Raw genomic sequence first — 23,190 nt, 5'->3', positions numbered from 1 at the left:
TAAACGAGGAGCCGATAATGAAAAACCCGACCTTTATTACCGATGAGGATCGCTGGCAGGCCGTGTTGGCCCGCGATCCGCGCGCTGACGATCGGTTTGTCTTCGCCGTGCAGACGACGGGTATTTTCTGCCGCCCGTCATGCCGTGCCCGCCGCGCGCTGCGTAAAAACGTCCATTTTTATCCTGATGCCCACCATGCCGAGCAGGCTGGCTTTCGTCCCTGCAAGCGCTGCATGCCGGACAAGCGCGATCCGCAGGCGCAGAAGCTGGCGAAAGTGGAGCACGCCTGCCGCCTTCTGGAGCAGGATCCTGCGTTAACGCTGGAGGGGCTGGCGGAGCAGGTCGCCATGAGTCCTTTCCACTTCCACCGTCTGTTTAAGTCCGTGACCGGCATGACGCCAAAAGCCTGGCAGCAGGCGGCGCGAGGCCAGCGTCTGCGTAACGCGCTTGCAGAGGGAGAGAAAATTACCGACGCCGTGCTGGCGGCGGGGTTTCCCGACAGCAGCAGCTATTACCGTAAAGCCGACGATGCGCTGGGCATGACGGCGAAGCAGTACCGTAAAGGAGAGGTGGCCGTGCGCTATGCCATCAATGACTGTTCGTTAGGACGCTGCCTGGTTGCAGAAAGCGAGCGAGGGATCTGCGCGATCCTGCTGGGTGATACCGATGCTGAATTAACCGCAGAGCTTGCCGCGCAATTTCCCAAAGCCACGCACGCGCCGCTGGATGACGCTTTTGCGCGGCGGATCCATCAGGTGATTGCCAGCATTGATAACCGCGACCTACCGCTTGCGCTGCCGCTGGATATTCGCGGTACCGCGTTCCAGCAGCGCGTCTGGCAGGCACTTCGCAACATTCCCTGCGGGAAAACGGCAAGTTACCAGCAGGTGGCGCAGGCGATTGGTAAGCCCAATGCGGTACGCGCCGTTGCCGGTGCCTGTGCGGCCAACACGCTGGCGATTGTGATCCCCTGTCATCGCGTGGTTCGCAACGACGGCGCGCTGTCGGGCTACCGCTGGGGAACGGCGCGAAAAGCGCTATTACTGAAACGTGAGGCGAAACGCCGGGAGGGATAATGCTCGATCTTTTTGCGGATGCTGAACCCTGGCAGGAGCCGCTGGCGCCCGGCGCAGCGATCCTGCGCCGCTTTGCGCTCTCCCGCGCGGCGGAATTGCTTGCCGGTATTGAAGAGGTGACGGCGGTTGCGCCCTTTCGCCATATGGTGACGCCGGGCGGTTACACGATGTCGGTGGCCATGGCCAACTGCGGCGCACTGGGCTGGGCGACCAACGAACGTGGGTATGTGTATGCCCCGAACGATCCCACGACCGGCCAGCCGTGGCCCCCGATGCCCGGCATTTTTCAGGCCATCTGCCACGAGGCCGCCGTGGCGGCTGAGTATCCTGACTTCCGCCCGGATGCCTGTCTGATCAACCGCTACGCCGTCGGTGCGAAGCTCTCCCTGCACCAGGACAAGGACGAGCCCGACCTGCGCGCGCCTATCGTTTCGGTATCGTTAGGGCTGCCCGCCGTCTTCCAGTTTGGCGGATTACGCCGCAACGACCCGCTCAAACGCATCATGCTGGAACATGGCGATGTGGTGGTGTGGGGCAGGGCGTCGCGGCTGTATTACCACGGCATTCAGCCGCTGAAGCCCGGGGTTCACCCGCTCACGGGGGTGTACCGTTATAACCTGACCTTCCGCCAGGCGGGGCACAGTAAACAAAAATAAGAATTATTCTTGATGTCCGCGCAGGGCAGTTTACACTGCTGGCTGATTTTTATTGTCCGGATTGCCTGCATGCAACTACTTCTCCTCGTCTGGCGTCAGTATCGCTGGCCCTTCATCGCCGTCATGGCGTTAAGCCTTGCCAGCGCCGCACTGGGTATTGGCCTGATCGCGTTTATTAACGTGCGGCTGATTGAAATGGTCGACACTTCTCTCTCGGTTCTGCCGGAGTTTCTCGGCCTGCTGCTGCTGCTGATGGCGGTGACGCTCGGTTCCCAGCTGGCGCTCACCGCGCTCGGCCACCATTTCGTTTTTCGCCTGCGCAGCGAATTCATCAAGAGGATCCTGGACACCCAGGTCGAGCGCGTTGAGCAGCTCGGCAGCGCCTCCCTGCTGGCGGGGGTGACCAGCGACGTGCGCGCCATTACCATCGCGTTCGTTCGTCTGCCTGAACTGGTGCAGGGGATCATTCTCACCTTTGGCTCGGCGGCCTATCTCGCCTGGCTCTCCAGCAAAATGCTGGCGGTGACCGCGCTGTGGATTGCCATTACGATCTGGGGCGGCTTCGTGCTGGTGTCGCGCGTCTATAAGCACATGGCGGTGCTGCGCGAAACGGAAGATAAGCTCTACAACGATTATCAGACCGTGCTGGAAGGGCGCAAAGAGCTGACCCTGAACCGCGAGCGCGCCGAGTATATCTTTAACCATCTCTATATTCCGGACGCGCAAGAATACCGGCACCACATTATTCGCGCCGATACCTTCCACCTGAGCGCGGTGAACTGGTCAAACATCATGATGCTGGGCGCCATCGGCCTGGTGTTCTGGATGGCGAACAGCCTGGGCTGGGCGGACACCAACGTCGCGGCAACCTACTCGCTGACGCTGCTGTTTTTACGCACGCCGCTGCTCTCGGCGGTCGGCGCGTTGCCCACCTTGCTGAGTGCGCAGGTGGCCTTCAATAAGCTCAAAAAATTCGATCTCGCGCCGTTTAAGGCCGAATTCCCGCGCCCGCAGGCCTTCCCGAACTGGCAGACGCTGGAGCTGCGTAACGTCACGTTCCGCTATCAGGAAAGCGCCTTCTCCGTGGGGCCGGTCAACCTGACGATCCGCCGCGGCGAGCTGCTGTTCCTCATCGGCGGCAACGGCAGCGGTAAATCGACGCTGGCGATGCTGCTTACCGGACTCTACCAGCCGCAGTCGGGCGAGATTTTGCTGGATGGCAAAACGCTCAGCGCAGAGAAACCAGAAGATTATCGCAAGCTCTTCTCTGCGGTGTTCACCGACGTCTGGCTGTTTGACCAGTTGCTGGGACCGGAAGGGCAGCAGGCCAATCCTGCGCTGGTGGAAAAATGGCTGGCGCAGCTGCAGATGTCGCACAAGCTGGAGCTTCAGGACGGGAAGATCCTCAATCTGAAGCTCTCCAAAGGGCAGAAGAAGCGCGTGGCGCTCCTGCTGGCGCTGGCGGAAGAGCGCGACATTATTCTGCTCGACGAGTGGGCGGCCGATCAGGACCCGCATTTCCGCCGCGAGTTTTATCAGGTGCTGCTGCCGCTGATGCAGGCGATGGGCAAAACCATTTTCGCCATCAGCCACGACGATCACTACTTCATTCATGCTGACCGCCTGCTGGAGATGCGCGACGGCAGGCTGAGCGAGCTGACCGGCGAAGAGCGCGACGCAGCCTCGCGTGACGCGGTGGCGCGCACGGCCTGATTCACCCTAACCCTCTCCCACAGGGAGAGGGGATAGATCGTGGCCGTAATGCCGTTTTTTTCTCCATCCCGCCGCGTTGTTTATTCTTATTTACATATCCCCGCGCTATGCTTAACCACAACTCATTTAATGGATTTATGATTGATGTCGGTATTAAAGAAAAACAGCGCCAGGCAGCGCGATCAGGAGCGTGCGCGACTCATCTGGCTTCTCACGACCGATAAAGCGGTCACTTCTACATTATTAGGCAAACTGACCCTGGCTGAGCAATATGATGTCGGCACTTTAGCCGACGATATTGCTGAGGTAGGTGCGCTGGTTGCTCATTTACCCCCGCCGGATCTGGCGGATACCCTGGAAGCGCTTCCCTCTGAAGAGCGTCACGCCCTGTGGCGGCTGGTGCAGGATCACGAGCGCGGGCAGGTGCTGCTTGAGGCCTCCGAAAACGTCTGGGACGACCTGATCGACGAGATGAGCGACCGGGATATTCTTGACGCTCTGCAAACCCTGGATATCGACGAACAGATTTACCTGGTGCAGCATCTGCCGCGAAATCTGACCGGTCGCCTGCTGGCGTCACTGCCTGCCGATGAACGCGCGCGCGTGCGTCAGGTGATGCACTACGAGAAAAACAGCGTCGGCGCGATCATGGAGTTCGGCGTTATCACGGTGCGGCCGGACGTGACGCTCGGCACCGTGCAGCGCTATCTGCGCCGCCTGGGCAAAATGCCGGATAACACCGATAAGCTGTTTGTCACCTCCCGGGATAAAACCCTGCTTGGGGAGCTGGAGCTGAAAACTATCCTGCTCAACAGCACCCAGCGGCGGGTGAGCGAGGTGATGGAAAACGAGCCGATGGTCTTCTCTCCGGAAGACGATGCGGAAAAAGCGGCGCGTACCTTCGAACGTGACGACCTCGTGAGCGCGGCGGTCGTTGACTCCGTCGGCAAGCTGATGGGGCGTCTGACCATTGATGAGATCGTTGACGTGGTCTATGAAGAAACCGACAACGACCTGCGCGCGCTCGGCGGGATCAGCGCCGAAGATGACGTTCATGCCTCCGTCGGCAAGGCGGTGAAAACGCGCTGGGCGTGGCTGGCCATTAACCTTTGCACTGCCTTTATCGCCTCCCGCGTGATTGACGGCTTTGAACACACCATTTCGCAGCTGGTGGCGCTGGCCTCGCTGATGCCGATTGTGGCCGGAATCGGCGGCAACACCGGAAACCAGACCATCACCATGATCGTTCGCGCCCTTGCGCTGGAAAATATTCAGCCAGGTAACTTTTCGTGGCTCATTTTTAGAGAGATGGGCGTCGCGCTAATTAACGGCCTGGTGTGGGGCGGGATTATGGGCGGCATCACCTGGTGGCTGTACGACGATATGGCCCTGGGCGGCGTGATGATGCTGGCGATGGTGCTGAACCTGCTGGTAGCGTCGATAATGGGCGTGATTATTCCGCTGACGATGACCAAGCTGGGGCACGACCCCGCGGTGGGGTCGAGCGTGATGATTACCGCCATCACCGATACCGGCGGTTTCTTTATTTTTCTTGGGCTGGCGACGATTTTTCTGCTGTAAGCCGACGCTTGATGCGGGCGGGAAGCAGGGCCATGACGATAATCCCGCCCAGCACGCCAATCGCCAGATTGCCGGTTGATACCGTGGCGGCAACGGTGACCAGCATTACTACCGTTTCTGCGATCGGGGCATTTTTTAACGTTGCAGGCTGAAGGCTGTGCCAGCTGAAGGTTTTGATGGCGACTATCGCCATAATGCCTGCCAGGACCGCCATCGGAATTTTAGCCATCACGTCGCTGAGTGCCGTCACCAGGATCAGCAGCACGATGCCCGCCGCAAGGGTTGAAATGCGGCTTCGCCCTTTACCCATCTCCACGTTGACGATGGTTTGTCCGATCATCGCGCAGCCCGCGATGCCGCCATAAAAACCGGCCAGAATATTGCCGACGCCCAGCCCGATGCTCTCACGGCGCTTGCTTGACGGCGTTGCGGTCAGCTCATCCACCAGCTTTGCCGTCAGCAGGGATTCCAGCAGGCCGACAAACGCGATGCTTAACGCGCACGGCCAGATAATGCTCAGCGTCTGTACATTGAGGGGAACCAGCAGCTCGGTAAGCCCCGGCAAACCGCCGCTCATGGAACCTTCATCACCCACGGTCGGCAGGATTTGACCGGTTGAAACGGTGAACAAGGTAAGCACCACAATCGCAATCAGCGGGGAAGGGATGCTTTTGACATAGCGCGGCACCCACAGCACGATAAGCAGCGTCAGCACGAACAGGCCCACAATCAGCGGGCTTCGGGTCCAGAAATGCGGCACCTGAGCGAAGAAGATCAAAATGCCCAGGGCGTTCACAAACCCGGTCATGACCGACTGGGGGATAAAGCGCATCAGCCTTGCCATGCCCAGAGCGCCAAACAGAATCTGAATTACGCCTGCCATCAGCACGGCAGGAAGAATGTACTGTACGCCGTGCTGATGCACCATGGGCCCAATAACCAGCGCGACGGAACCGGCCGCTGCCGTGACCATCGCCGGGCGACCACCCAGTACGGACAGGGCGAGACACAGCACCACGGAGGCGATCAGGCTGACCTTCGGGTCGACGCCCGCCACCACTGAAAATGAGATGACCTCGGGGATCAGCGCCAGGGCGGTAATGACGCCTGCCAGCGTTTCACGCGCCAGCAGCTTAGGGGAACGCAGCACGTTGGCCACGCGGTCTTCGGGGGATACGGCAGAATGGGATAAGGACATAACGGTTCGCTGGTTAGGGCAGGCTTCCGTGCGCGCGATCACAAAACGCAACATACTAGCCAGTAAATCCGCGCTTTACCAGACGCTTCGATAATTCCTTACAAACAACCCATCATTAAATTTCACAATTACAATAATTTCGTAACCTTTAAACAATATTTAAAAGTTGTTACCGTGCCCCCGCAGCTTTTTTCACCTGCAATTTCCACGCATCAAGCACTTTTACACTAAGGCATAAATTATGAAAAAAATGACTGCCATGCTCTTTTCTCTGGCCGTGGGGCTTAACACCGTCTCTATGGCGGCGAAAGCTGACGCACCAAAAGAGCAGGAAACGGACGTCCTTTTAATTGGTGGCGGTATCATGAGCGCCACGCTGGGAACCTATCTGCAAGAACTGCAGCCGGACTGGTCGATGACCATGGTCGAGCGTCTTGATGGCGTGGCGCAGGAGAGTTCGAACGGCTGGAATAACGCCGGTACCGGACATTCGGCACTCATGGAACTGAACTATACGCCGCAGAAAAAGGACGGTTCCATTAGTATCGAGAAGGCGGTAGAGATCAACGAGGCGTTCCAGGTTTCTCGCCAGTTCTGGTCTCACCAGGTCAACAGCGGCGTGCTGCACGATCCGCACTCCTTCATCAACACCGTGCCGCACATGAGCTTCGTGTGGGGCGAGCAGAACGTCAACTTCCTGCGCGCGCGCTATGCCGCGCTGCAGCAGAGCACGCTGTTCCGCGGGATGAAATACTCTGAAGACCACGCGCAGATTAAAGAGTGGGCACCGCTGGTGATGGAAGGTCGTGACCCGAACCAGAAGGTGGCGGCAACCCGTACCGAAATTGGTACCGACGTTAACTACGGTGAAATTACCCGTCAGCTGGTGACGTCTCTGAAGAAAAAAGAGAACTTTAACCTGCAGCTCAGCACCGAAGTGCGCGGTTTCAAGCGCAACGCGGATAACAGCTGGAGCGTGACCGTTGCCGATCTGAAAAACAACGAAGCCGAGCACGTCATCAAGGCGAAGTTTGTCTTTATCGGCGCGGGGGGCGCGGCGCTGAAGCTGCTGCAGGAGTCCGGTATTCCGGAAGCTGATGACTACGCCGGCTTCCCGGTGGGCGGTCAGTTCCTGGTGTCCGAGAACCCGGAAGTGGTGAATCGTCATCTGGCGAAAGTGTACGGTCAGGCTTCCGTGGGCGCACCGCCGATGTCAGTTCCGCACATCGACACCCGTATGCTTGACGGCAAACGCGTGGTGCTGTTTGGGCCGTTCGCGACCTTCTCCACCAAGTTCCTTAAAAATGGCTCCCTGTGGGATCTGCTGAGCGCCACCACCACCTCTAACGTCAAGCCGATGATGGACGTGGGTCTGGATAACTTCGACCTGGTGAAATACCTGATTAGCCAGGTCATGCTCTCTGACGACGATCGTTTCGAGGCGCTGAAAGAGTACTATCCGCAGGCGAAGAAAGAAGACTGGCGACTGTGGCAGGCGGGTCAGCGCGTACAGATCATCAAACGCGATCCGAAAGAGGGTGGCGTGCTGCGACTGGGTACCGAAGTGGTGAGCGATAAGGATGGCACCATCGCCGCGCTGCTGGGTGCGTCACCGGGTGCGTCTACCGCTGCGCCAATCATGCTGCACCTGATGGAAAAAGTGTTTAAAGATAAAGTCGCCAGCCCGGAATGGCAGGCGAAGCTGAAGACCATTATTCCATCCTACGGCACGAAGCTGAACGGTAACGTGGACGCGACGGAGCAGGAGCTGGAAAACACCAGCCGCGTACTTCAGCTGCAGTACATTAAACCGCAGGCGGCGGACGCCGCGCCTAAAGCGGAGCTGAAGCCTCAGCCGGAAAACAAACCGGTCGCGGATATCGCGCTGTAAGGTAAAAGCAAAACGGTAACATCCGTTACCGTTTTTAGTGTTTTCGCCCTCTCCCGGTGGGAGAGGGTTGGGGTGCGGGCACCAGCCCGCACCCGACTTAATTTCAGCGTACTTCGGCTTGACCGACAGTCTCGTCCGCCTTCCACACGCGATACTTCACTTCCACGTTTTCAGGCGTATACACCACGATCGGCAGCTTGCTGTTGTAGCGCAGCAGCGCGTTGTCGCCCAGGTACGCGGTCACGAATTTCTTCTCTTTCTTGCCGTCCGGGCAGGCCATCATGGTGGAGACCGGCGAGGTGACTTTATCAAAGACGTAGTAGTCGTAGCCCCAGCCTTCCAGGGTTTTGCTTTCCAGCTGGCCGCCCAGACGATGCTGGTTGCAGTCCACTTCCAGCGTCTTGCCAATCAACAGCTCCACTTTGAAATTCGCTTCATCCTGCTGCGCCGGCAGCTGGATCACCTGACGCTTCATCCCTTTGTCCGCTTTTGGATACGGGGCGACTTTTTCCAGCGGCTGCTCTTTTGGCGTTTCGCTGGCGAAAGCCGTGCTGCTGACGCACGCGGCGGCGACGAGTGCGAGGGCAAATTTAGGTGCGTTTTTCATTGTCATTCCTTTATGTCAAAACGATCCTGCACAGGTTAACATATCAACTATGAATGAATGGTGTTATTTACTTACGTTTTCAATATGTGTAGCGTAATAAACCGCATAATTGCCATTTAAGTAGCGTTTTGTACTGGCGTGGAGTCCGGCAGGCGTTTGTGTTATTTTAGACCGCCTATAATGTTATTCATCTGTAAAAGGGAAGAGAGATGGTTCGTGCAAAACTGAAAACGCCTGAAGGCCGCAAATTCCTCCTGGCGCTGCTGGTCGTGTTTATGATTGCTGCCGCGTGCGTGGGGCGGGCCACCATTGTGGGCGTTATCGAACAGTACAACATTCCTCTCTCCGCCTGGACAACCAGCATGTATGTGCTGCAATCGGCGATGATCTTCGTCTACAGCCTGGTGTTCACCGTTCTGCTGGCCATCCCGCTGGGCATTTTCTTCCTGGGCGGACGTGAGAAGCACTAATCACTGACCAGCGATGATTGAGCCATCCTGCCGGATGGCTTTTTTATTCTCATCTACGTCTGCTCAGGTTTTTTTAATCCGCGGTATCCTATTCTGTATGCATTCAGGCAACTGTTTTTAAAGCAGGAGTGATGGATGCGTGCCAGATTTCCAGTGCTCAGTCAGATCCCCAAAGGCGTCTGGGTTGTGGGAGGCGTAAGCATGTTGATGGATATCTCGTCAGAGAGTATTCACAGCCTGCTGCCCCTTTTTATGATGACTACCCTTGGCACGAGCGTGCTGTTTATCGGCCTGGTTGAAGGGCTGGCCGAGGCCACCGCGCTTTTTATTAAGGTGTTCTCTGGGGCGATCAGCGACTACCTTGGACAGCGCAAGGGGCTAGCCCTGTTAGGGTATGGCCTGGGGGCGTTAAGTAAGCCCCTTTTCGCTGTGGCTTCGTCTTCAGGGATGGTTTTGGGCGCACGCCTGATGGACCGAACGGGGAAGGGGATCCGGGGCGCTCCGCGGGACGCACTGGTAGCAGACGTCACGCCGCCGGATATGCGCGGGGCGGCATATGGCCTGCGTCAGTCAATGGATACCACAGGAGCATTTCTGGGCCCATTACTGGCCGTAGGCTTAATGCTGTTGTTGGACAATGACTTTCGCACTGTTTTCTGGATAGCCCTTATCCCCGGTCTGCTTTCAGTTGCCTTGCTCTATTTTGGCCTTCAGGAGCCGAAAACGCCCCTCGAACATAAACGTCCTAATCCCATTAAACGAGAGAATTTAAGGCGGCTGGGTAAAGCGTGCTGGTGGGTGATTGGCCTGGGTGCCGTGTTCACGCTTGCCCGATTCAGCGAGGCTTTTTTGGTATTGCGTGCGCAGCAGTCGGGAGTTGCTCTGGCCCTTATTCCGCTGGTGATGGTGGCTATGAACGTGCTCTATTCCCTTTCGGCTTATCCTTTTGGCAAACTTTCAGATGGCATGAGCCATACTCGACTTCTGCAGTGGGGGCTGATGGTGTTGATTGGCGCAGATATTGTGCTGGCACTGAGTAACCACTGGCTCGGCGTCATCTTAGGCGTTGCGCTTTGGGGAGTGCATATGGGGATGACCCAGGGGCTGCTGGCGGCAATGATTGCGAAAACCGCACCGCCCGATCTTCGCGGCACGGCTTTCGGTATTTTTAGTCTGGTCAGCGGCGTGGGATTATTAATCGCCAGCGTGGGAGCCGGCGCGATTTGGGAAACCTTTGGCGCGGAATATACCTTTTATGCCGGAGCGGTGATTTGTCTGGGGACGCTGGTGTACCTGCGTAAAACGCCGGACGAGGCGAAATAAAAAACCAGCCGTAAGAGGCTGGTTTTCAATGTGTTTTTGGTCGGCACGAGAGGATTTGAACCTCCGACCCCCGACACCCCATGACTTGGGAGATACTTGTAACCAATAAGGAAAGCTGAGGCTTTATGACACGGAGGATGCAGTTGCAAACTATACAACTCTACCCTCAGGGAGTATCAGAGTAAGGTTGAGAATCGACGGGAAAATGTTATCTAAAACCTTCCCCGACCGAACATCAGCAGACAACTGGGTAGCTTCACTGAGTGTAAACTCACAGAAACAAATTCAAGACATCATGTACTCTTATCTTAGAGAAGTGATGAGCATCGACGGAAAGAGAAGAGGAGGGTACGAATCAATAAGTGGGAAGCTGGTAAACCTATCTAATTTCTTCAAATGTGAACTCAATAAAATTTCTAAAGATGATGTCCAAAATTACATGGCACATCGGAAACAGAAGGTCTCCAACGGAACAATATGGTTTTGAATGCCCTTGTTGTGGGAATCATTCTGAGACATTGCAAGTTACTCGTAGAGTATGCGAGTATCTTGGAGCACCGAATGCTCGCCCATTTATTGAAGGTAAGCAGAATAAAGTAATCAGTCGTGTTAAACATGGACATGGCTAATGGAGTGTGCTCAATTTAGTAATAAATAATTCTGCAACCTCTCAGTCTGTGTAACCTAAATTGATAACTTACCTTCTCAAGTTGCAGTGATTAGCTCGTTCACCATGTGTGAAAGGAGTGATAGGAAATGCGAAATCATTTCCAGCCTGAGTGAGTTGTTATCCCGGGACCATCAATCCCTGCTTGCGGTTGGCAAACAATCGTGGGATTTCAACATCACCAACAAGCCTTGCAGTAGTAGTCTGCGTCAACAAAACTCCATCGCATTCAATGGTAATGATGCTCGGAATTGTGTTGTATAATTCCGACACTCTATTACGTCGAAGTCATACTATCATGCTAAAAGATAAGTTCTCTAACTTAAGTATTTTCAACAAGATAGCAACCATTGTATTGCTGCTGGGCCTCGTTTTTGCTGGACTTGCTGCCTATTATTCTAGTAAGTCTGGTGATGCATATGATCGTTTGTATGACATTAAAATTCAGAATGCCGGTACAACCCCAAATGCAGATGAAAGATACCCGGTGGGTTTTGAAAGGTTGGATTCTATCCCAATTGACTCAGAGTATGTGTACGTACCGAGTGGGTCATGGGAGACTGAGTATGACCGGAATAGTTATTGTAATCGATTCTTGGTCAAGAAAAGCGCGAAAGTTTCTGAAAAATACCCGAACTATCTAGTAGATAAAAATGGCTGCCAGAAGGTAGTTTCCGAGTATAAAGAACAACGCAGTAATTATTCTTATGAAGCTGGAAGATATAGCTCGTATGTCAGTCTTACAGGCATAACTTCGGCAGGATTTATAAGTTTATTTTCTTTGATAATTGGATTGCAACTACTGTTATTCCTTTGGAAGATACTCGTCAGAGAAACTGTAGCGGCAATACAGCAAGGTAAAGATAAGAGTAAGTAACTCTCTATCAACCTATAAATAGAAAGCGCTTCGGCGCTTTTTTTTATTCCAAATACTACAGTTGCTAATATCGGTAAAGAGTGGAGCTTATACCTCCATAAAGCACTCACCAGATAAGTGATGTAATCATAAACAAGAATGGTGAGATTACTGCTCAAACGTCAAGTACGGCAACAATCAAAGCAGATAGCGGCATCGTTCTTGATGGTGACGTCACTGTAACCAAGTCCTTAACTATTGCAGGGGAGTCGAATCTAAATGGCGGTGTTAATGCAAAAGGTGGGACAGGTGAAGCCTCTTTGAACATAACAGGTAAGATGAAGATCATCGGCCTGACCTGCTCCCCGTTGATTAGTACACCCCGATGTTAGTAATGTCTTCATAAGCCACATGAGGACATCCCCATGAAGAAGCGTTTTTCCGACGAACAGATCATCAGTATTCTCCGCGAAGCCGAAGCTGGGGTACCCGCCCGTGAACTCTGCCGCAAGCATGCCATTTCCGATGCCACGTTTTACACCTGGCGTAAGAAGTATGGCGGTATGGAGGTGCCTGAAGTTAAGCGCCTGAAGTCGCTTGAGGAAGAGAACACCAGACTCAAGAAGCTGCTTGCCGAAGCCATGCTGGATAAAGAGGCGCTTCAGGTGGCTCTTGGGCGAAAGTACTGACGACAGACCAGAAGCGGGAAGCCGTGATGTTGATGTGTGATGCGACCGGTCTGTCGCAACGTCGTGCCTGCAGGCTTACAGGTTTATCCCTGTCGACCTGCCGCTATGAGGCTCACCGTCCGGCTGCTGATGCGCATTTATCAGGGCGCATCACTGAGCTGGCACTGGAGCGCAGGCGTTTTGGCTACCGTCGTATTTGGCAGTTGCTGCGCCGTGAAGGGCTTCATGTTAATCATAAGCGCGTGTACCGGCTTTATCACCTCAGTGGCCTGGGCGTAAAACGCAGAAGACGTCGTAAAGGGCTGGCAACAGAACGTCTGCCGCTGCTCCGTCCGGCGGCGCCCAATCTGACCTGGTCGATGGATTTCGTCATGGACGCACTTTCCACCGGTCGCAGGATCAAGTGTCTTACCTGCGTCGATGATTTCACAAAGGAATGCCTGACGGTCACTGTTGCCTTTGGGATTTCAGGCGTTCAGGTCACGCGTATTCTGGACAGCATTGCACTGTTTCGAGGCTATCCGGCGACGATAAGAACTGACCAGGGGCCGGAGTTCACTTGCCGTGCACTGGATCAATGGGCCTTTGAGCATGGTGTTGAGTTGCGCTTAATCCAGCCGGGCAAGCCAACGCAGAACGGATTTATTGAGAGCTTTAACGGACGATTTCGCGATGAATGTTTGAATGAGCACTGGTTCAGCGATATCGTTCATGCCAGGAAAATTATTAATGACTGGCGGCAGGATTATAACGAATGCCGCCCGCACTCCACGCTGAATTATCAGACACCGTCTGAATTTGCAGCGGGCTGGAGAAAGGGTCATTCTGAGAATGAAGATTCCGACGTTACTAACTGAGTGTTGTATCTAATCGTGGGGGCAGGTCAGGCCCTATCAACAATGTCCAAATTGAATCCCACATGCACCCATACACCTGGACCGACGGTGCAGGAAGCGGTAGTACATCTGCTCCAACACTTGTAAGTGTGTCTTACTCAAAAGATATGTAGAACCTGTTTACGAATATCTTGACTACTAAAGGTTACGTAGTATCGTCATTGTACCGTTAACAAGGAGATACATTTCGTGGTAGAAAAATCGAACAAATTAAGGGGTTCAGGGAAACCTGTTGGGGAAAGCACTAGTCGTCCTAGCGTTGAGAATTTACGTGATACCGCTTCAGAGTTAGGTCGTATTACAGGTACTGAGGATTTCAAACCTAAGCGGGGTACCGGTCCGGTAGCTTCATATGCGAAACCGCCTACACCTCCTAAACCAGTAAAATAGGAAAAGAATGGATAACCAGGTTGCTCAGGAGGAGTTTGAAGCAATACTCTTCAATATTAGGAAAAGCGCAAGGTATCACAGGAAGCGCCAAAGTTTCTTCAGCTTCCTGGATAGCTCATGTAATTTCATCTCACTAATCTTTGGTTCATCTTTAATCTACGGTGTTCTAACACCACATGCTTTGGATAAATGGCTCTTCATTAGTGCGATAACGATTACATTCGTTTCTGCAAGTAATTTAATAGGACGCTTCTCACAGAAGGCAAGAGATCACTCTGACTTTGCGAAGCAGTTCATTAATCTTGAGTGCGATATGATCGAGGTTGATAAAGAGAGCCTTAGAGCAGACCAGGTTTCGAAATTCGAAAAGCAGAAGTTGCGTATAGAAGCAAATGAAATGCCAACACTGTGTATCATGGACCTGATCTGCTTTAACGAAGTAGCAAGACTTATTGAATGCGACCCTAAAGAATTCATTAGGATCCACTGGTACCAAAGATTATTCTCACCTTTCTTTGATATCAGGTCACACGCAGCAATAAAATTTAAAGATATACCACCAAAACCAACTAGGAAGTAATGTGCGGGAATTTAAAGCTTGATTCTAACTGGGATATTATTATTGTTAGGGGCGCTACGAGAACAGAAGGAGCTGATTTCGTAGCGCAGAATGTCAAATCTCGTCTTCTAACTCTTCTTGGCGAATGTCAGCATAATAGATTGCTAGGTTTACCTTGGTATGATGGTTTATTAGGTAAAAACACAACGCCAAATGATATCCAAGTTGCAGTCCAAAATATCATTATTTCTACCCCTAATAAAATAATCCACACAAAGTGACTTGTGAACTATTAGATATACTGCCTAAAGAGAGTGGGGTGTTTACAGGAATTATTAAGTTTAGTGGTGGTATTAATGTCGGTGGAGCTTATATTGGATGGATATAATTATAAATAATGGATAGATCAACTATTAATAGAGTCTGGGCACAAGGTGTAGATTCTGAAATTAAAGACCCTGGGGATGAGAAAATTACAGAGGGTTGGGAAACAGAGATTCCCACTTATCAAGCTTTGAACTTTCTTCAGAATAAGGTTGATAAAACTTTATTGTCACTGGATGAGCGTGGTGTCTTCGAATGGGGTTCAGATGTTAACTATCAGAAGAATGCCTTAGCATGGAATAGCATAGATGGAAAGATATACCTTTCATTAGTTGCCTCACCTGATAATTCTCTCTCCAGACAAAAATCCAGGCCAGTGGGAAGCGAGTTCTATCCAAATTACTCGCACGGAGTTTGATAAGCTGAATTCCGATATCACAAACCACATCAATTCTCTGGGCGGTACAAACTCTCATAAACTTCAACCACACCATGTTGATACATATTCTCGTGCTGAGATTGATGCCATGGTTGGTGAGGATAGTGAAGCTATCTCTGCACATATTGCGGATATGAACAACCCTCACCAGACTACAGCAGATCAAGCTGGTGGAGTATTAAAATCAGGTGGGGAGTACACAGGTCAAGTAACAATGGGGGGGTGGTAAATTAGATCTCGACTCTGCTGGCACAGGTAAAGTTACAAGCAACACCTCTGGTGTTGGTATGACGATCGACGGCTCAGGTGTTGGAGTTGATTCCACTGGTAAAGCCAGCGTTATCTATAGTGGAGTGTTCGCACCATTTGGCACCGCTGCTACCCATGACGTTCAGGAAAACCGCGACGACATCACGCTGGGGCGCGTACTTGTTAATGGCGGTGCGCTGGCATTGCGGACTGTTGCAGCAAAAGCGGGTACGGCTATTGCTGATGCCAGCGCTCTCCCGTCTAACTCGGTGAGCTTTTGTTATTCCGATGCAGCGTATTCGCCGGGTTATGAAGCGACCATTCTTGATGTGGGCGGTCTTGGAGGGGATGGCTATCGCGTGCAGTATGCGGCGTCCTATGCGGACGGCGGGAAGCAGCTCAAATTTAAATGCTGATAATGGTTACTGGGGAGCCTGGACGAGCGTTCTGACAAACTATGGGGGTGATGTTGATCACCTTAGTAATTACAGCTATTACCAGACAAATTCGATTACATGGCCAGGTGTGGGGACTTTTGCAGAGCAATACGGTAATACAGCGCCGTTTAACATTCCCTTTGGCCGTTTTACTCCGCAAGGCATCTCTCAGTATTTGCCCATGATCAAAGCCATTGCCGCTACAGAAGGGCATGGATTCGGGGCTGCTGTCAGTTTCGGTATTTTGCGGTCAGGGAAAAATGATTTTGGTTCTGCCATAGTTCACATAATCGGTGATAACGGTAATACGGCAACGTATGGATTTGACATAAACGGCACTTTCAATGCCCCAGGCCAGCTCTATAGCGGCGGAAGTGTATATGCGGTTGGCGACATATCCGCAGGTGGAAATATCCATAGCGCCGCGCAGATTTCATCTGCAGGCAATATTGTCGCAGGTCAGGGACTGTATGAGTCTGGCGGCGCGGTGCGGGTTTACTCATCAAATAACCCGCCGCCTATTAACGGGGTACAAAACATTGCCCTCGGCGCGGCAGGTTGGTATCAAGTAGGCGGCGGTACTACTGAGGCGCCTCCAGGATGTCTGCTTACGGGCGGCGGAGATTTTGGGGCCAGTGATGGGTCATATTACTATCGCCCGTTGCAAATCACCTTTGATAATTACAATTGGTATACAGTAAGCCTGCTCGGCGCTACTCATAATGTATTGCAACTATCACAATCTGGTGTAGCCGGAATATCAGTACAGCCTTATACCCTGTCGTCTTTATGTCCTGTGTTAAGTAAATTCAGCTTAAGCGATTCGCCGGTTCCAGGCGTTGAGATACTGAGTAATTTAGACGGGCTCGAATGGTATCGCGTCAGAAACAATCTCGACGGTCAAGTCTTCATCGCTTGTTACGAAGACACTGGCGTTATTGAACAGATAGCTGAGAACATTCCAGCTCTTTAACCCAAATGGAGGGCTATAACATGGGATTTCATTCCTCTGCAATGACCTTTGAGAGCAGTGTTTTTGAGACTGGTGTTGGATTCGCAGTTTTAGAACCGGCCATAAAAAAGTCACAAGGTGATTTGCTGCTAATCCTCGTTGATGGACATACTCAGTTTGCCCGATTGATGGGGCAGGCTCTCATTACCGAAGATGGGGAATCAATAGAAGGCGAGGCATTGGAAGATGTTGAAGTGTCAGGTAAAGCAATTGCCTTCATCAATAAAGTTATGGATGAGGATTCCCCAATCTGAATCATTATTATTAAAAATTGTGGCACGTCGCGCAGCCTGATAGCGCACAAAAGCGAGCTTGCGAGCAACAGTCATGGTGTCCAAAATTCAGAGGATTCCTGGCTGTATGTCAAGCTTTCTAAGCAGGGTAGGGCATTTGCCTTACTTGGTTTCAGACCGTCTGAGGGGCGTGTACAGCGCGTGTCACGAGCGTTGACACGTGTCTCATTTTGTCAGAAGAGTGGATATAGAAGATATAAGAAATGGCAACGTAAGTTGTTGCCATTATTGTAAAAGTTGGTCGGCACGAGAGGATTTGAACCTCCGACCCCCGACACCCCATGACGGTGCGCTACCAGGCTGCGCTACGTGCCGACGCATAGAAAGAATACTACTCGATTCCGTTTCGAATGCAAGGGAATCTGTCGCTAACTGGTTTATTATTAATCAGTTAGCGATGAAGCGCTTCTCATCCGTCAGAACCTGCAGCAGCAGGCTCAGCTGCGGTTTCTGGTCTTGCAGCCGCTCACCCTCCAGGTTATACGTCTGGTAATTCCCGTTACTGTTCAGCACCAGCGTTAGCTTAGGCGTGGTCACCACCAGCGTATTGTTCCCCGCCGCCGTGACCCAGTTATGGCGGCGAGCGGCGCTGAAGAGATCCTGCCCCTGTGAATACTCGTTTGCTGGCGTGCTGACGTGCAGCAGGCGTTGCATCAGAGTCGTCATGACATCTTTATGCTCGGTAAGCATATTGATGCGCTGTGCCGGCGTGCCGGGCCAGTGGATCACCAGTGGAACCTGAAGGTTCGGACGAGACCAGCTCATGCTCTTCGTCTCGTCACCTAACGGGACGCCGTGGCCTGCGGTGACGATCACCACGGTGTTATCCAGCTTGCCGGACTCGCGTAGCGCGTCAAGCACGCGGCCAATCTGCGCATCAACATTTCCCGCCGCGCGGCCATAGCGGCGCGCGAAGTCATTCTGGTTGCTGTTCGCAAGCGTTGTGCCGTTAAAGGCAACCCATGAGAACCAGCGGTTATCTTCCTGGGCGTAGCGCTGCAGCCAGTTTATCCACTGGCTGGCGGTCTGCGCATCGGACTGATTCTGTGCCGCCGGCAGGGAGAAATCGGACAGCAGCGCCTGGCGGTAGAGCGGGCTGTTAAAGCCATCGGAGGAGAACAGCCCAAGCTGATAGCCCTGCTGATTCAGCCCGGTGATCAGCGCCGCCGGCGTGCGGGTAGACAGAACGCCGTCCATGTAGCCGGCTGAAATGCCATAGAAGAGGCCAAAGATGCCCGCATCGGTTGTGTTACCGGAGCTCATATGCTGAGTAAACGAGACGTTTTGACTCGCGAAATCGGCCAGCACCGGCATCTGCTTCTCGTAACGGGAATAGTTCAGACCGTCGACGGTGATCAGCAGGACGTTTTGCCCGCGGCCCATATCGCGATAGCGCAGGTCGCTCAGCGGATACTGCACGCTGACGGCTTCCGGATTACCCTGTTCGACCAGGCGGCGCTGGTACTCCTGCGCATCAAGCAGGCCGTGTTTCTCAAGGAAGCGACGGGCCGTCATCGGATAGGAGAGCGGCAGGTTAGCGCGCTGCATGGTAATCGGGCGATAGAAGTTCGCATCCGCCCAGATGTACATGATGTGCGAACTGATAAAGGAGACGAAAAAGAGCGCGGCAACGGGCTTCGCGTAGTGGCGTCGACGGGTCAGGCTGCGCAGTTTTTGCCAGCTCCAGGTTGCAAACAGCATCTCAATCAGCAGGATTGCCGGAACGCTGATAAACATCAGCTGCCAGTCGCGTGCCGTTTCGTTCTGGTCGGGGTTAATCACCAGTTCCCAGACGATGGGGTTGAGATGCAGGTGGAAGCGGGTGAAGACTTCACTGTCGATAAGCAGCAGCGTCATCCCCGCCGTCGCAAGGATGACGGACAAGAACCGCATCAGACGCTGCGACATGACGATAAACGTCAGGGGGAACAGGATCAGCAGATAGGTGGCGAAAACCAAAAAGCTAAAGTGACCGACAACGCTTATCCAGGAGTAGATACGCCCGGTTAGCGTGGTTGGCCAGTCTGCGACAAACAGATAGCGACAGCCAATGACCGCCGCCAGCAGAATGTTGAACAGGGCAAACCAGTGCCCCCAGCTGACCATCTGGGAGACTTTTTCACGATAGCGCTGACGATTCGTCACCATAAACTGTTGTTCGTATCCCTTAATGGGCCGGGTCGTTGCTGACGGACGATTGTAAAGCCTGGGCGAAAGATTTTGCGATCGCCTGACGCTGAGCCGGAGCAACGCTGGTGTTAATCAGGTTGGTGACCATATTTCCCAAAACCATAAGGGAGAGATCGGTCGGCGTTTTATGTTTTTCCAGTACGTTGACCAGCTCACTGAGCAGTTGTTCAACGTGTTCATCACTGTAGCGGGAATGTTGTGGCATAAATCAAAATCAGTTTGTTGATGAAAGGGCAACATATTACCGTAGCAACAGCTTTTTTTCCCCTTTTTTATCTGTTGTTGCACACATGTCCTGGTGGTGGTTGAATACCGCCCGGTCTAAAAGGAGAGTTTATCATGAGTCTGGAAATCAACCAGATTGCCTTGCACCAGCTTATCAAGCGTGATGAGCAAACCCTTGAAGTGGTGCTGCGCGATTCGTTACTGGAACCCACGGCGACCGTGGTGGAGATGATGGCAGAGCTGCATCGCGTCTACAGCGCCAAAAATAAAGCCTATGGCCTGTTCAGCGAAGAGAGTGAACTGGCCGATAGCCTGCGCCTGCAGCGTCAGGGCGAGGAGGATTTCCTGGCGTTTAGCCGCGCCGCAACCGGGCGTCTGCGCGACGAGCTGGCGAAATATCCCTTCGCCGACGGCGGGATCGTGCTGTTCTGCCACTACCGTTATCTGGCGGTTGAGTATCTGCTGGTTTCCGTGCTGAACAACTTAAGCAGCATGCGCGTGAACGAGCAGCTGGACATCAGCTCAACGCATTATCTGGATATCAACCATGCGGATATCGTGGCGCGTATTGATTTGACCGAATGGGAAACCAACCCGGAGTCGACCCGCTACCTGACATTCCTGAAGGGGCGCGTGGGCCGCAAAGTGGCGGATTTCTTTATGGACTTCCTCGGTGCCAGCGAAGGTCTCAACGCCAAAGCGCAGAACAAAGGGCTGCTCCAGGCGGTAGACGACTTCACGGCGGAAGCGCAGCTCGATAAATCTGAGCGCCAGACGGTTCGCCAGCAGGTTTACAGCTACTGCAACGAACAGCTGCAGGCAGGGGAAGAGATTGAGCTGGAGTCGCTGTCAAAAGAGCTGGCGGGCGTCAGCGAAGTCAGCTTCCAGGAATTCACCGCAGAGAAAGGCTATGAGCTCGAAGAGAGCTTCCCGGCGGATCGCAGCACGCTGCGTCAGCTAACCAAGTTTGCCGGCAGCGGCGGCGGATTAACCATCAACTTTGACGCGATGCTGCTGGGGGAACGTATCTTCTGGGATCCGGCCACCGACACGCTGACCATCAAAGGCACGCCGCCGAACCTGCGCGATCAGCTTCAGCGCCGCACGTCGGGCGGTAAATAGCAGGCACAAAAAACCCCGCAGAAGCGGGGTTTTTTTCGACGTGTTTGCGATTACGCGCGAACGAAGTCGATGTGAGTCAGTTTTGGCTTGAACGCATGACGCTGAACAGCCTGAACTTTCACTTTTTCTTCTTTACCGCCAACAACGATGGTCAGAACTTCGCTGTAGAATTCAGCTTTGGTCTGCAGGTTCCACAGTTTGTCGTGATCCAGTTCGATTGCAACTGGAGCAGCTTCGCCACCGTAAACGATAGCCGGGAACTTGTTAGCGGTACGCAGGCGGCGGCTCGCACCCTTACCCTGCACGTTACGTACTTCTGCTTCGATAGTAAACATTGATTTCTCTCTGTATTTAAAACCCTACTACAGGCGACCCAGCAGCAGGTGAGTGTTCTGCCTCACGGATGTGAAGCGGGCGGCATTTTATACTCAAATGCCCCTCACATCAATGAAAAGTCCCGCTACCCGTGCAATTCGTTGGCGCGACGGAAGCGCCCTTCGTAGTCAAAGATCTTTTCACGTACCTGCCAGAACTGACCTTTCTTGCGGGCGACCACGAAATCGGGGTGGCGTAGCAGCACCTGCTGATGCACGATATCGGCCACGGTGATCCAGCGCAGGGGCACGCCCGGCGTGCGGGTGTGCGGGCGGATAAACAGCTGTTCGAAGGCCATTCGCTGGGCGGGCGTCTGCACCCGGAAGCGCTCGCTGACGTCCGCCCCGTCTTCATCGTAATAGGTGATTTTCAACCATTCGCCTTTTTCATCGGCACCGGGCTGTAAGGCCATGCCGGAACAGCGCAGCACCAGCGCGTCTTTCAGCTTTAATGCCGCTTTCAGCATGTCGTCCGGATCAACCAGCACCGTGTCGCACTCGCGGCAGCGGCGGGCGGCGATATCGTTTTCGGCGTTGCACTGCGGGCAGTTTTTGAAGCGGAAGCGGAAATCGCACTGCTCGCGATGCCCGTCATCATCTTCAAACCAGCCCTGACAGCGGCGGCCAAAGTGCTCGATCAGCGTCCCGTCGGCGGTGGTTTTGCCCCAGAAGGTGTTGGCGAACCCGCAGGCAGGGCAAAAGACCTGCACGGGCACGTTGTCGCTTTTCCCTTTTGGCGCGCCGACCTCTGGCGTATAGAGATCGTGCGGGTTACCGGCATAATCCAGAATCAGGCAGTCGGTTTTTCCCGGAGCCAGGCGCAGGCCGCGGCCAACAATTTGCTGATACAGGCTGACCGATTCGGTCGGGCGCAAAATGGCGATCAGATCGACGTGCGGGGCGTCAAAGCCGGTGGTCAATACCGAGACGTTGACCAGATAGCGGAACCGCTGGGCCTTAAAGGCGTTAATCAGGCTGTCGCGCTCCGGCCCGGGCGTCTCGCCGGTGATTAACGCCGCGTCGCCGGAGGGCAGCAAGCCGGTGATTTCGCGCGCGTGCTCAACGGTGGCGGCAAAGATCATCACCCCTTTGCGCGTCGCGGCGAACTCCTCTATCTGGCTGATGATATGCGGCGTAATGCGCTTTTGCTTTTTCAGCTCCTGGTTAAGATCCGCTTCGCTGAATAACCCGTTGCTCTGCGCCTGCAGGCGGCTGAAATCGTACTGTACCACCGGCATATCCAGCCGCTCGGGCGGCGTCAGGTAGCCATGTTTAATCATGTAGCGCAGCGGAAGTTCGTAGATGCAGTCGCTGAACAGCGCTTTTGCATCGCCACGCACCATGCCGTGATAATGGTAGCGATAGATCCAGCCTTTCCCCAGGCGAAACGGGGTCGCCGTCAGGCCGAGCAGGCGCAGGTGAGGGTTCACCGCTTTAAGGTGGGTCAGGATTTGCTGATACTGGCTGTCGTCGTCATCGCTGATGCGGTGGCATTCGTCGACAATCAGCAGCGAAAATTCGCTGCGAAACCGATCCAGATTGCGGGCCACCGACTGCACGCTGCCAAAGACCACTTTGCCGTGGCTCTCTTTGCGCTTCAGCCCGGCGGCGAAAATATCGGCTTCCAGCCCAAGCGCACGGTACTTGGCATGGTTTTGCTCGACAAGCTCTTTGACGTGCGCCAGCACCAGCACGCGGCCGCGGGCCAGGCGCGCCAGTTCGGCGATGACCAGGCTTTTGCCTGCGCCGGTCGGGAGCACAATCGCCGCCGGCTCGCGATGCTTACGGAACCAGGCGAGGGTGGCGTCAACGGCTTCCTGCTGGTAGGGACGAAGTGTAAAAGTCATAGGGTCTCGGTTTCGTTATTCCGCACATAGTATGCCACGAAACTTTTTCCCTTGAGTGGCGCAACCAGACCATTATACTGAACCGTTCCATACTGCTTCTTTTTTC

The 23,190-nt window shown here is 53.8% G+C and carries 22 protein-coding genes and 1 tRNA gene; 16 read left to right on the top strand and 7 right to left on the bottom strand.

What is annotated here, in order from left to right; translation table 11 throughout:
• The first annotated feature begins 17 nt into the window (after positions 1 to 17).
• From ada to mgtE, 4 genes are all read left to right on the top strand, one after another.
• Positions 18 to 1,076 carry a bifunctional DNA-binding transcriptional regulator/O6-methylguanine-DNA methyltransferase Ada gene (gene ada, locus FY206_RS16950; protein ID WP_032641898.1) on the top strand — a complete coding sequence of 353 codons (1,059 nt, stop codon included), beginning with the start codon at positions 18 to 20 and terminating at the stop codon, positions 1,074 to 1,076.
• Positions 1,076 to 1,732: a DNA oxidative demethylase AlkB gene (alkB, locus tag FY206_RS16945; protein WP_032641895.1), complete on the top strand. Its 657-nt coding sequence runs from the start codon at positions 1,076 to 1,078 to the stop codon at positions 1,730 to 1,732. Before ada ends, alkB begins: the two co-directional genes overlap by 1 nt.
• A 69-nt stretch (positions 1,733 to 1,801) precedes the next feature.
• Positions 1,802 to 3,445, top strand: coding sequence for a multidrug ABC transporter permease/ATP-binding protein (locus FY206_RS16940; protein ID WP_032642686.1), 1,644 nt, complete (start codon positions 1,802 to 1,804; stop codon positions 3,443 to 3,445).
• Between the two features lie 144 nt (positions 3,446 to 3,589).
• Entirely contained in the window at positions 3,590 to 5,026 is a 1,437-nt protein-coding gene (gene mgtE, locus FY206_RS16935; RefSeq protein WP_032641893.1) for a magnesium transporter, read from the top strand.
• On the opposite strand, the gene FY206_RS16930 is transcribed toward mgtE, so the two are convergent.
• Complete coding sequence (locus tag FY206_RS16930; protein WP_032641891.1) at positions 4,989 to 6,278, bottom strand: SulP family inorganic anion transporter; 1,290 nt, start codon at positions 6,276 to 6,278, stop codon at positions 4,989 to 4,991. The genes mgtE and FY206_RS16930 overlap by 38 nt on opposite strands.
• 187 nt (positions 6,279 to 6,465) lie before the next feature.
• Here FY206_RS16930 and mqo point away from each other — a divergent pair, with 187 nt between their 5' ends.
• Entirely contained in the window at positions 6,466 to 8,115 is a 1,650-nt protein-coding gene (gene mqo, locus FY206_RS16925; protein WP_032641888.1) for a malate dehydrogenase (quinone), read from the top strand.
• A 103-nt stretch (positions 8,116 to 8,218) separates the two neighbouring features.
• Here mqo and eco read toward each other — a convergent pair whose 3' ends face one another.
• Positions 8,219 to 8,722, bottom strand: a complete 504-nt coding sequence (eco, locus tag FY206_RS16920) for a serine protease inhibitor ecotin (RefSeq protein WP_032641886.1) — start codon at positions 8,720 to 8,722, stop codon at positions 8,219 to 8,221.
• A gap of 209 nt (positions 8,723 to 8,931) precedes the next feature.
• On the opposite strand from eco, the gene FY206_RS16915 reads away from it, so the two are divergent.
• From FY206_RS16915 to FY206_RS16865, 10 genes are all read left to right on the top strand, one after another.
• Entirely contained in the window at positions 8,932 to 9,192 is a 261-nt protein-coding gene (locus tag FY206_RS16915) for a DUF2534 family protein (protein ID WP_008500962.1), read from the top strand.
• A gap of 135 nt (positions 9,193 to 9,327) precedes the next feature.
• A complete protein-coding gene (locus tag FY206_RS16910; protein WP_032641884.1) occupies positions 9,328 to 10,515 on the top strand; it encodes an MFS transporter in 1,188 nt (395 codons plus the stop codon).
• A 422-nt stretch (positions 10,516 to 10,937) separates the two neighbouring features.
• The gene (gene nrdD / locus FY206_RS16900; protein WP_072001217.1) at positions 10,938 to 11,144 is read left to right on the top strand and encodes an anaerobic ribonucleoside-triphosphate reductase; all 207 of its coding nucleotides are present in this window, start codon (positions 10,938 to 10,940) and stop codon (positions 11,142 to 11,144) included.
• 336 nt (positions 11,145 to 11,480) lie between these two features.
• Positions 11,481 to 12,059, top strand: a complete 579-nt coding sequence (locus tag FY206_RS16895; RefSeq protein WP_125372105.1) for a hypothetical protein — start codon at positions 11,481 to 11,483, stop codon at positions 12,057 to 12,059.
• Between the two features lie 404 nt (positions 12,060 to 12,463).
• Positions 12,464 to 13,584 (top strand): IS3-like element ISSen4 family transposase gene (locus tag FY206_RS16890; RefSeq protein ID WP_085950818.1). Its coding sequence is split into 2 segments (ribosomal slippage): positions 12,464 to 12,722 and positions 12,722 to 13,584, totalling 1,122 coding nucleotides; the frame shifts between segments, so codons are not numbered across the junction.
• A gap of 436 nt (positions 13,585 to 14,020) precedes the next feature.
• Complete coding sequence (locus FY206_RS16885; RefSeq protein WP_077064519.1) at positions 14,021 to 14,593, top strand: hypothetical protein; 573 nt, start codon at positions 14,021 to 14,023, stop codon at positions 14,591 to 14,593.
• 376 nt (positions 14,594 to 14,969) lie between these two features.
• A complete protein-coding gene (locus FY206_RS16880) occupies positions 14,970 to 15,314 on the top strand; it encodes a hypothetical protein (protein WP_125372104.1) in 345 nt (114 codons plus the stop codon).
• Between the two features lie 308 nt (positions 15,315 to 15,622).
• Positions 15,623 to 16,000: a hypothetical protein gene (locus FY206_RS16875; protein ID WP_077064518.1), complete on the top strand. Its 378-nt coding sequence runs from the start codon at positions 15,623 to 15,625 to the stop codon at positions 15,998 to 16,000.
• Positions 15,963 to 16,994 (top strand): hypothetical protein, encoded by a 1,032-nt coding sequence (locus FY206_RS16870; RefSeq protein WP_125372102.1) that lies wholly within the window; start codon positions 15,963 to 15,965, stop codon positions 16,992 to 16,994. The genes FY206_RS16875 and FY206_RS16870 overlap by 38 nt, the downstream gene beginning before the upstream one ends.
• A gap of 20 nt (positions 16,995 to 17,014) precedes the next feature.
• Positions 17,015 to 17,287: a hypothetical protein gene (locus FY206_RS16865; RefSeq protein ID WP_077064516.1), complete on the top strand. Its 273-nt coding sequence runs from the start codon at positions 17,015 to 17,017 to the stop codon at positions 17,285 to 17,287.
• 277 nt (positions 17,288 to 17,564) lie between these two features.
• Here FY206_RS16865 and FY206_RS16860 read toward each other — a convergent pair.
• The 3 genes from FY206_RS16860 to FY206_RS16850 all read right to left on the bottom strand — a co-directional run bounded on the left by FY206_RS16860 (position 17,565) and on the right by FY206_RS16850 (position 19,721).
• Positions 17,565 to 17,641, bottom strand: a tRNA-Pro gene (locus FY206_RS16860).
• Between the two features lie 72 nt (positions 17,642 to 17,713).
• Positions 17,714 to 19,474 (bottom strand): LPS biosynthesis-modulating metalloenzyme YejM, encoded by a 1,761-nt coding sequence (yejM, locus tag FY206_RS16855; protein WP_032641833.1) that lies wholly within the window; start codon positions 19,472 to 19,474, stop codon positions 17,714 to 17,716.
• Positions 19,475 to 19,493: 19 nt separating this feature from the next.
• Positions 19,494 to 19,721, bottom strand: coding sequence for a YejL family protein (locus tag FY206_RS16850; protein ID WP_008500958.1), 228 nt, complete (start codon positions 19,719 to 19,721; stop codon positions 19,494 to 19,496).
• A 134-nt stretch (positions 19,722 to 19,855) separates the two neighbouring features.
• On the opposite strand from FY206_RS16850, the gene yejK reads away from it, so the two are divergent.
• On the top strand, positions 19,856 to 20,863 hold the full coding sequence (yejK, locus tag FY206_RS16845; RefSeq protein WP_032641831.1) for a nucleoid-associated protein YejK: 1,008 nt from the start codon (positions 19,856 to 19,858) through the stop codon (positions 20,861 to 20,863).
• 50 nt (positions 20,864 to 20,913) lie between these two features.
• Here yejK and rplY read toward each other — a convergent pair whose 3' ends face one another.
• Both rplY and radD read right to left on the bottom strand, forming a co-directional pair.
• A complete protein-coding gene (rplY, locus tag FY206_RS16840; RefSeq protein ID WP_008500956.1) occupies positions 20,914 to 21,198 on the bottom strand; it encodes a 50S ribosomal protein L25 in 285 nt (94 codons plus the stop codon).
• Positions 21,199 to 21,323: 125 nt separating this feature from the next.
• The gene (gene radD, locus FY206_RS16835; RefSeq protein ID WP_032641829.1) at positions 21,324 to 23,084 is read right to left on the bottom strand and encodes a DNA repair helicase RadD; all 1,761 of its coding nucleotides are present in this window, start codon (positions 23,082 to 23,084) and stop codon (positions 21,324 to 21,326) included.
• Positions 23,085 to 23,190 lie beyond the last annotated feature (106 nt).

Source organism: Enterobacter chengduensis (assembly GCF_001984825.2).
In the GTDB taxonomy this organism is placed as follows: Bacteria; Pseudomonadota; Gammaproteobacteria; order Enterobacterales; family Enterobacteriaceae; genus Enterobacter; species Enterobacter chengduensis.
This window is presented reverse-complemented; position numbering and strand designations above follow the sequence as displayed.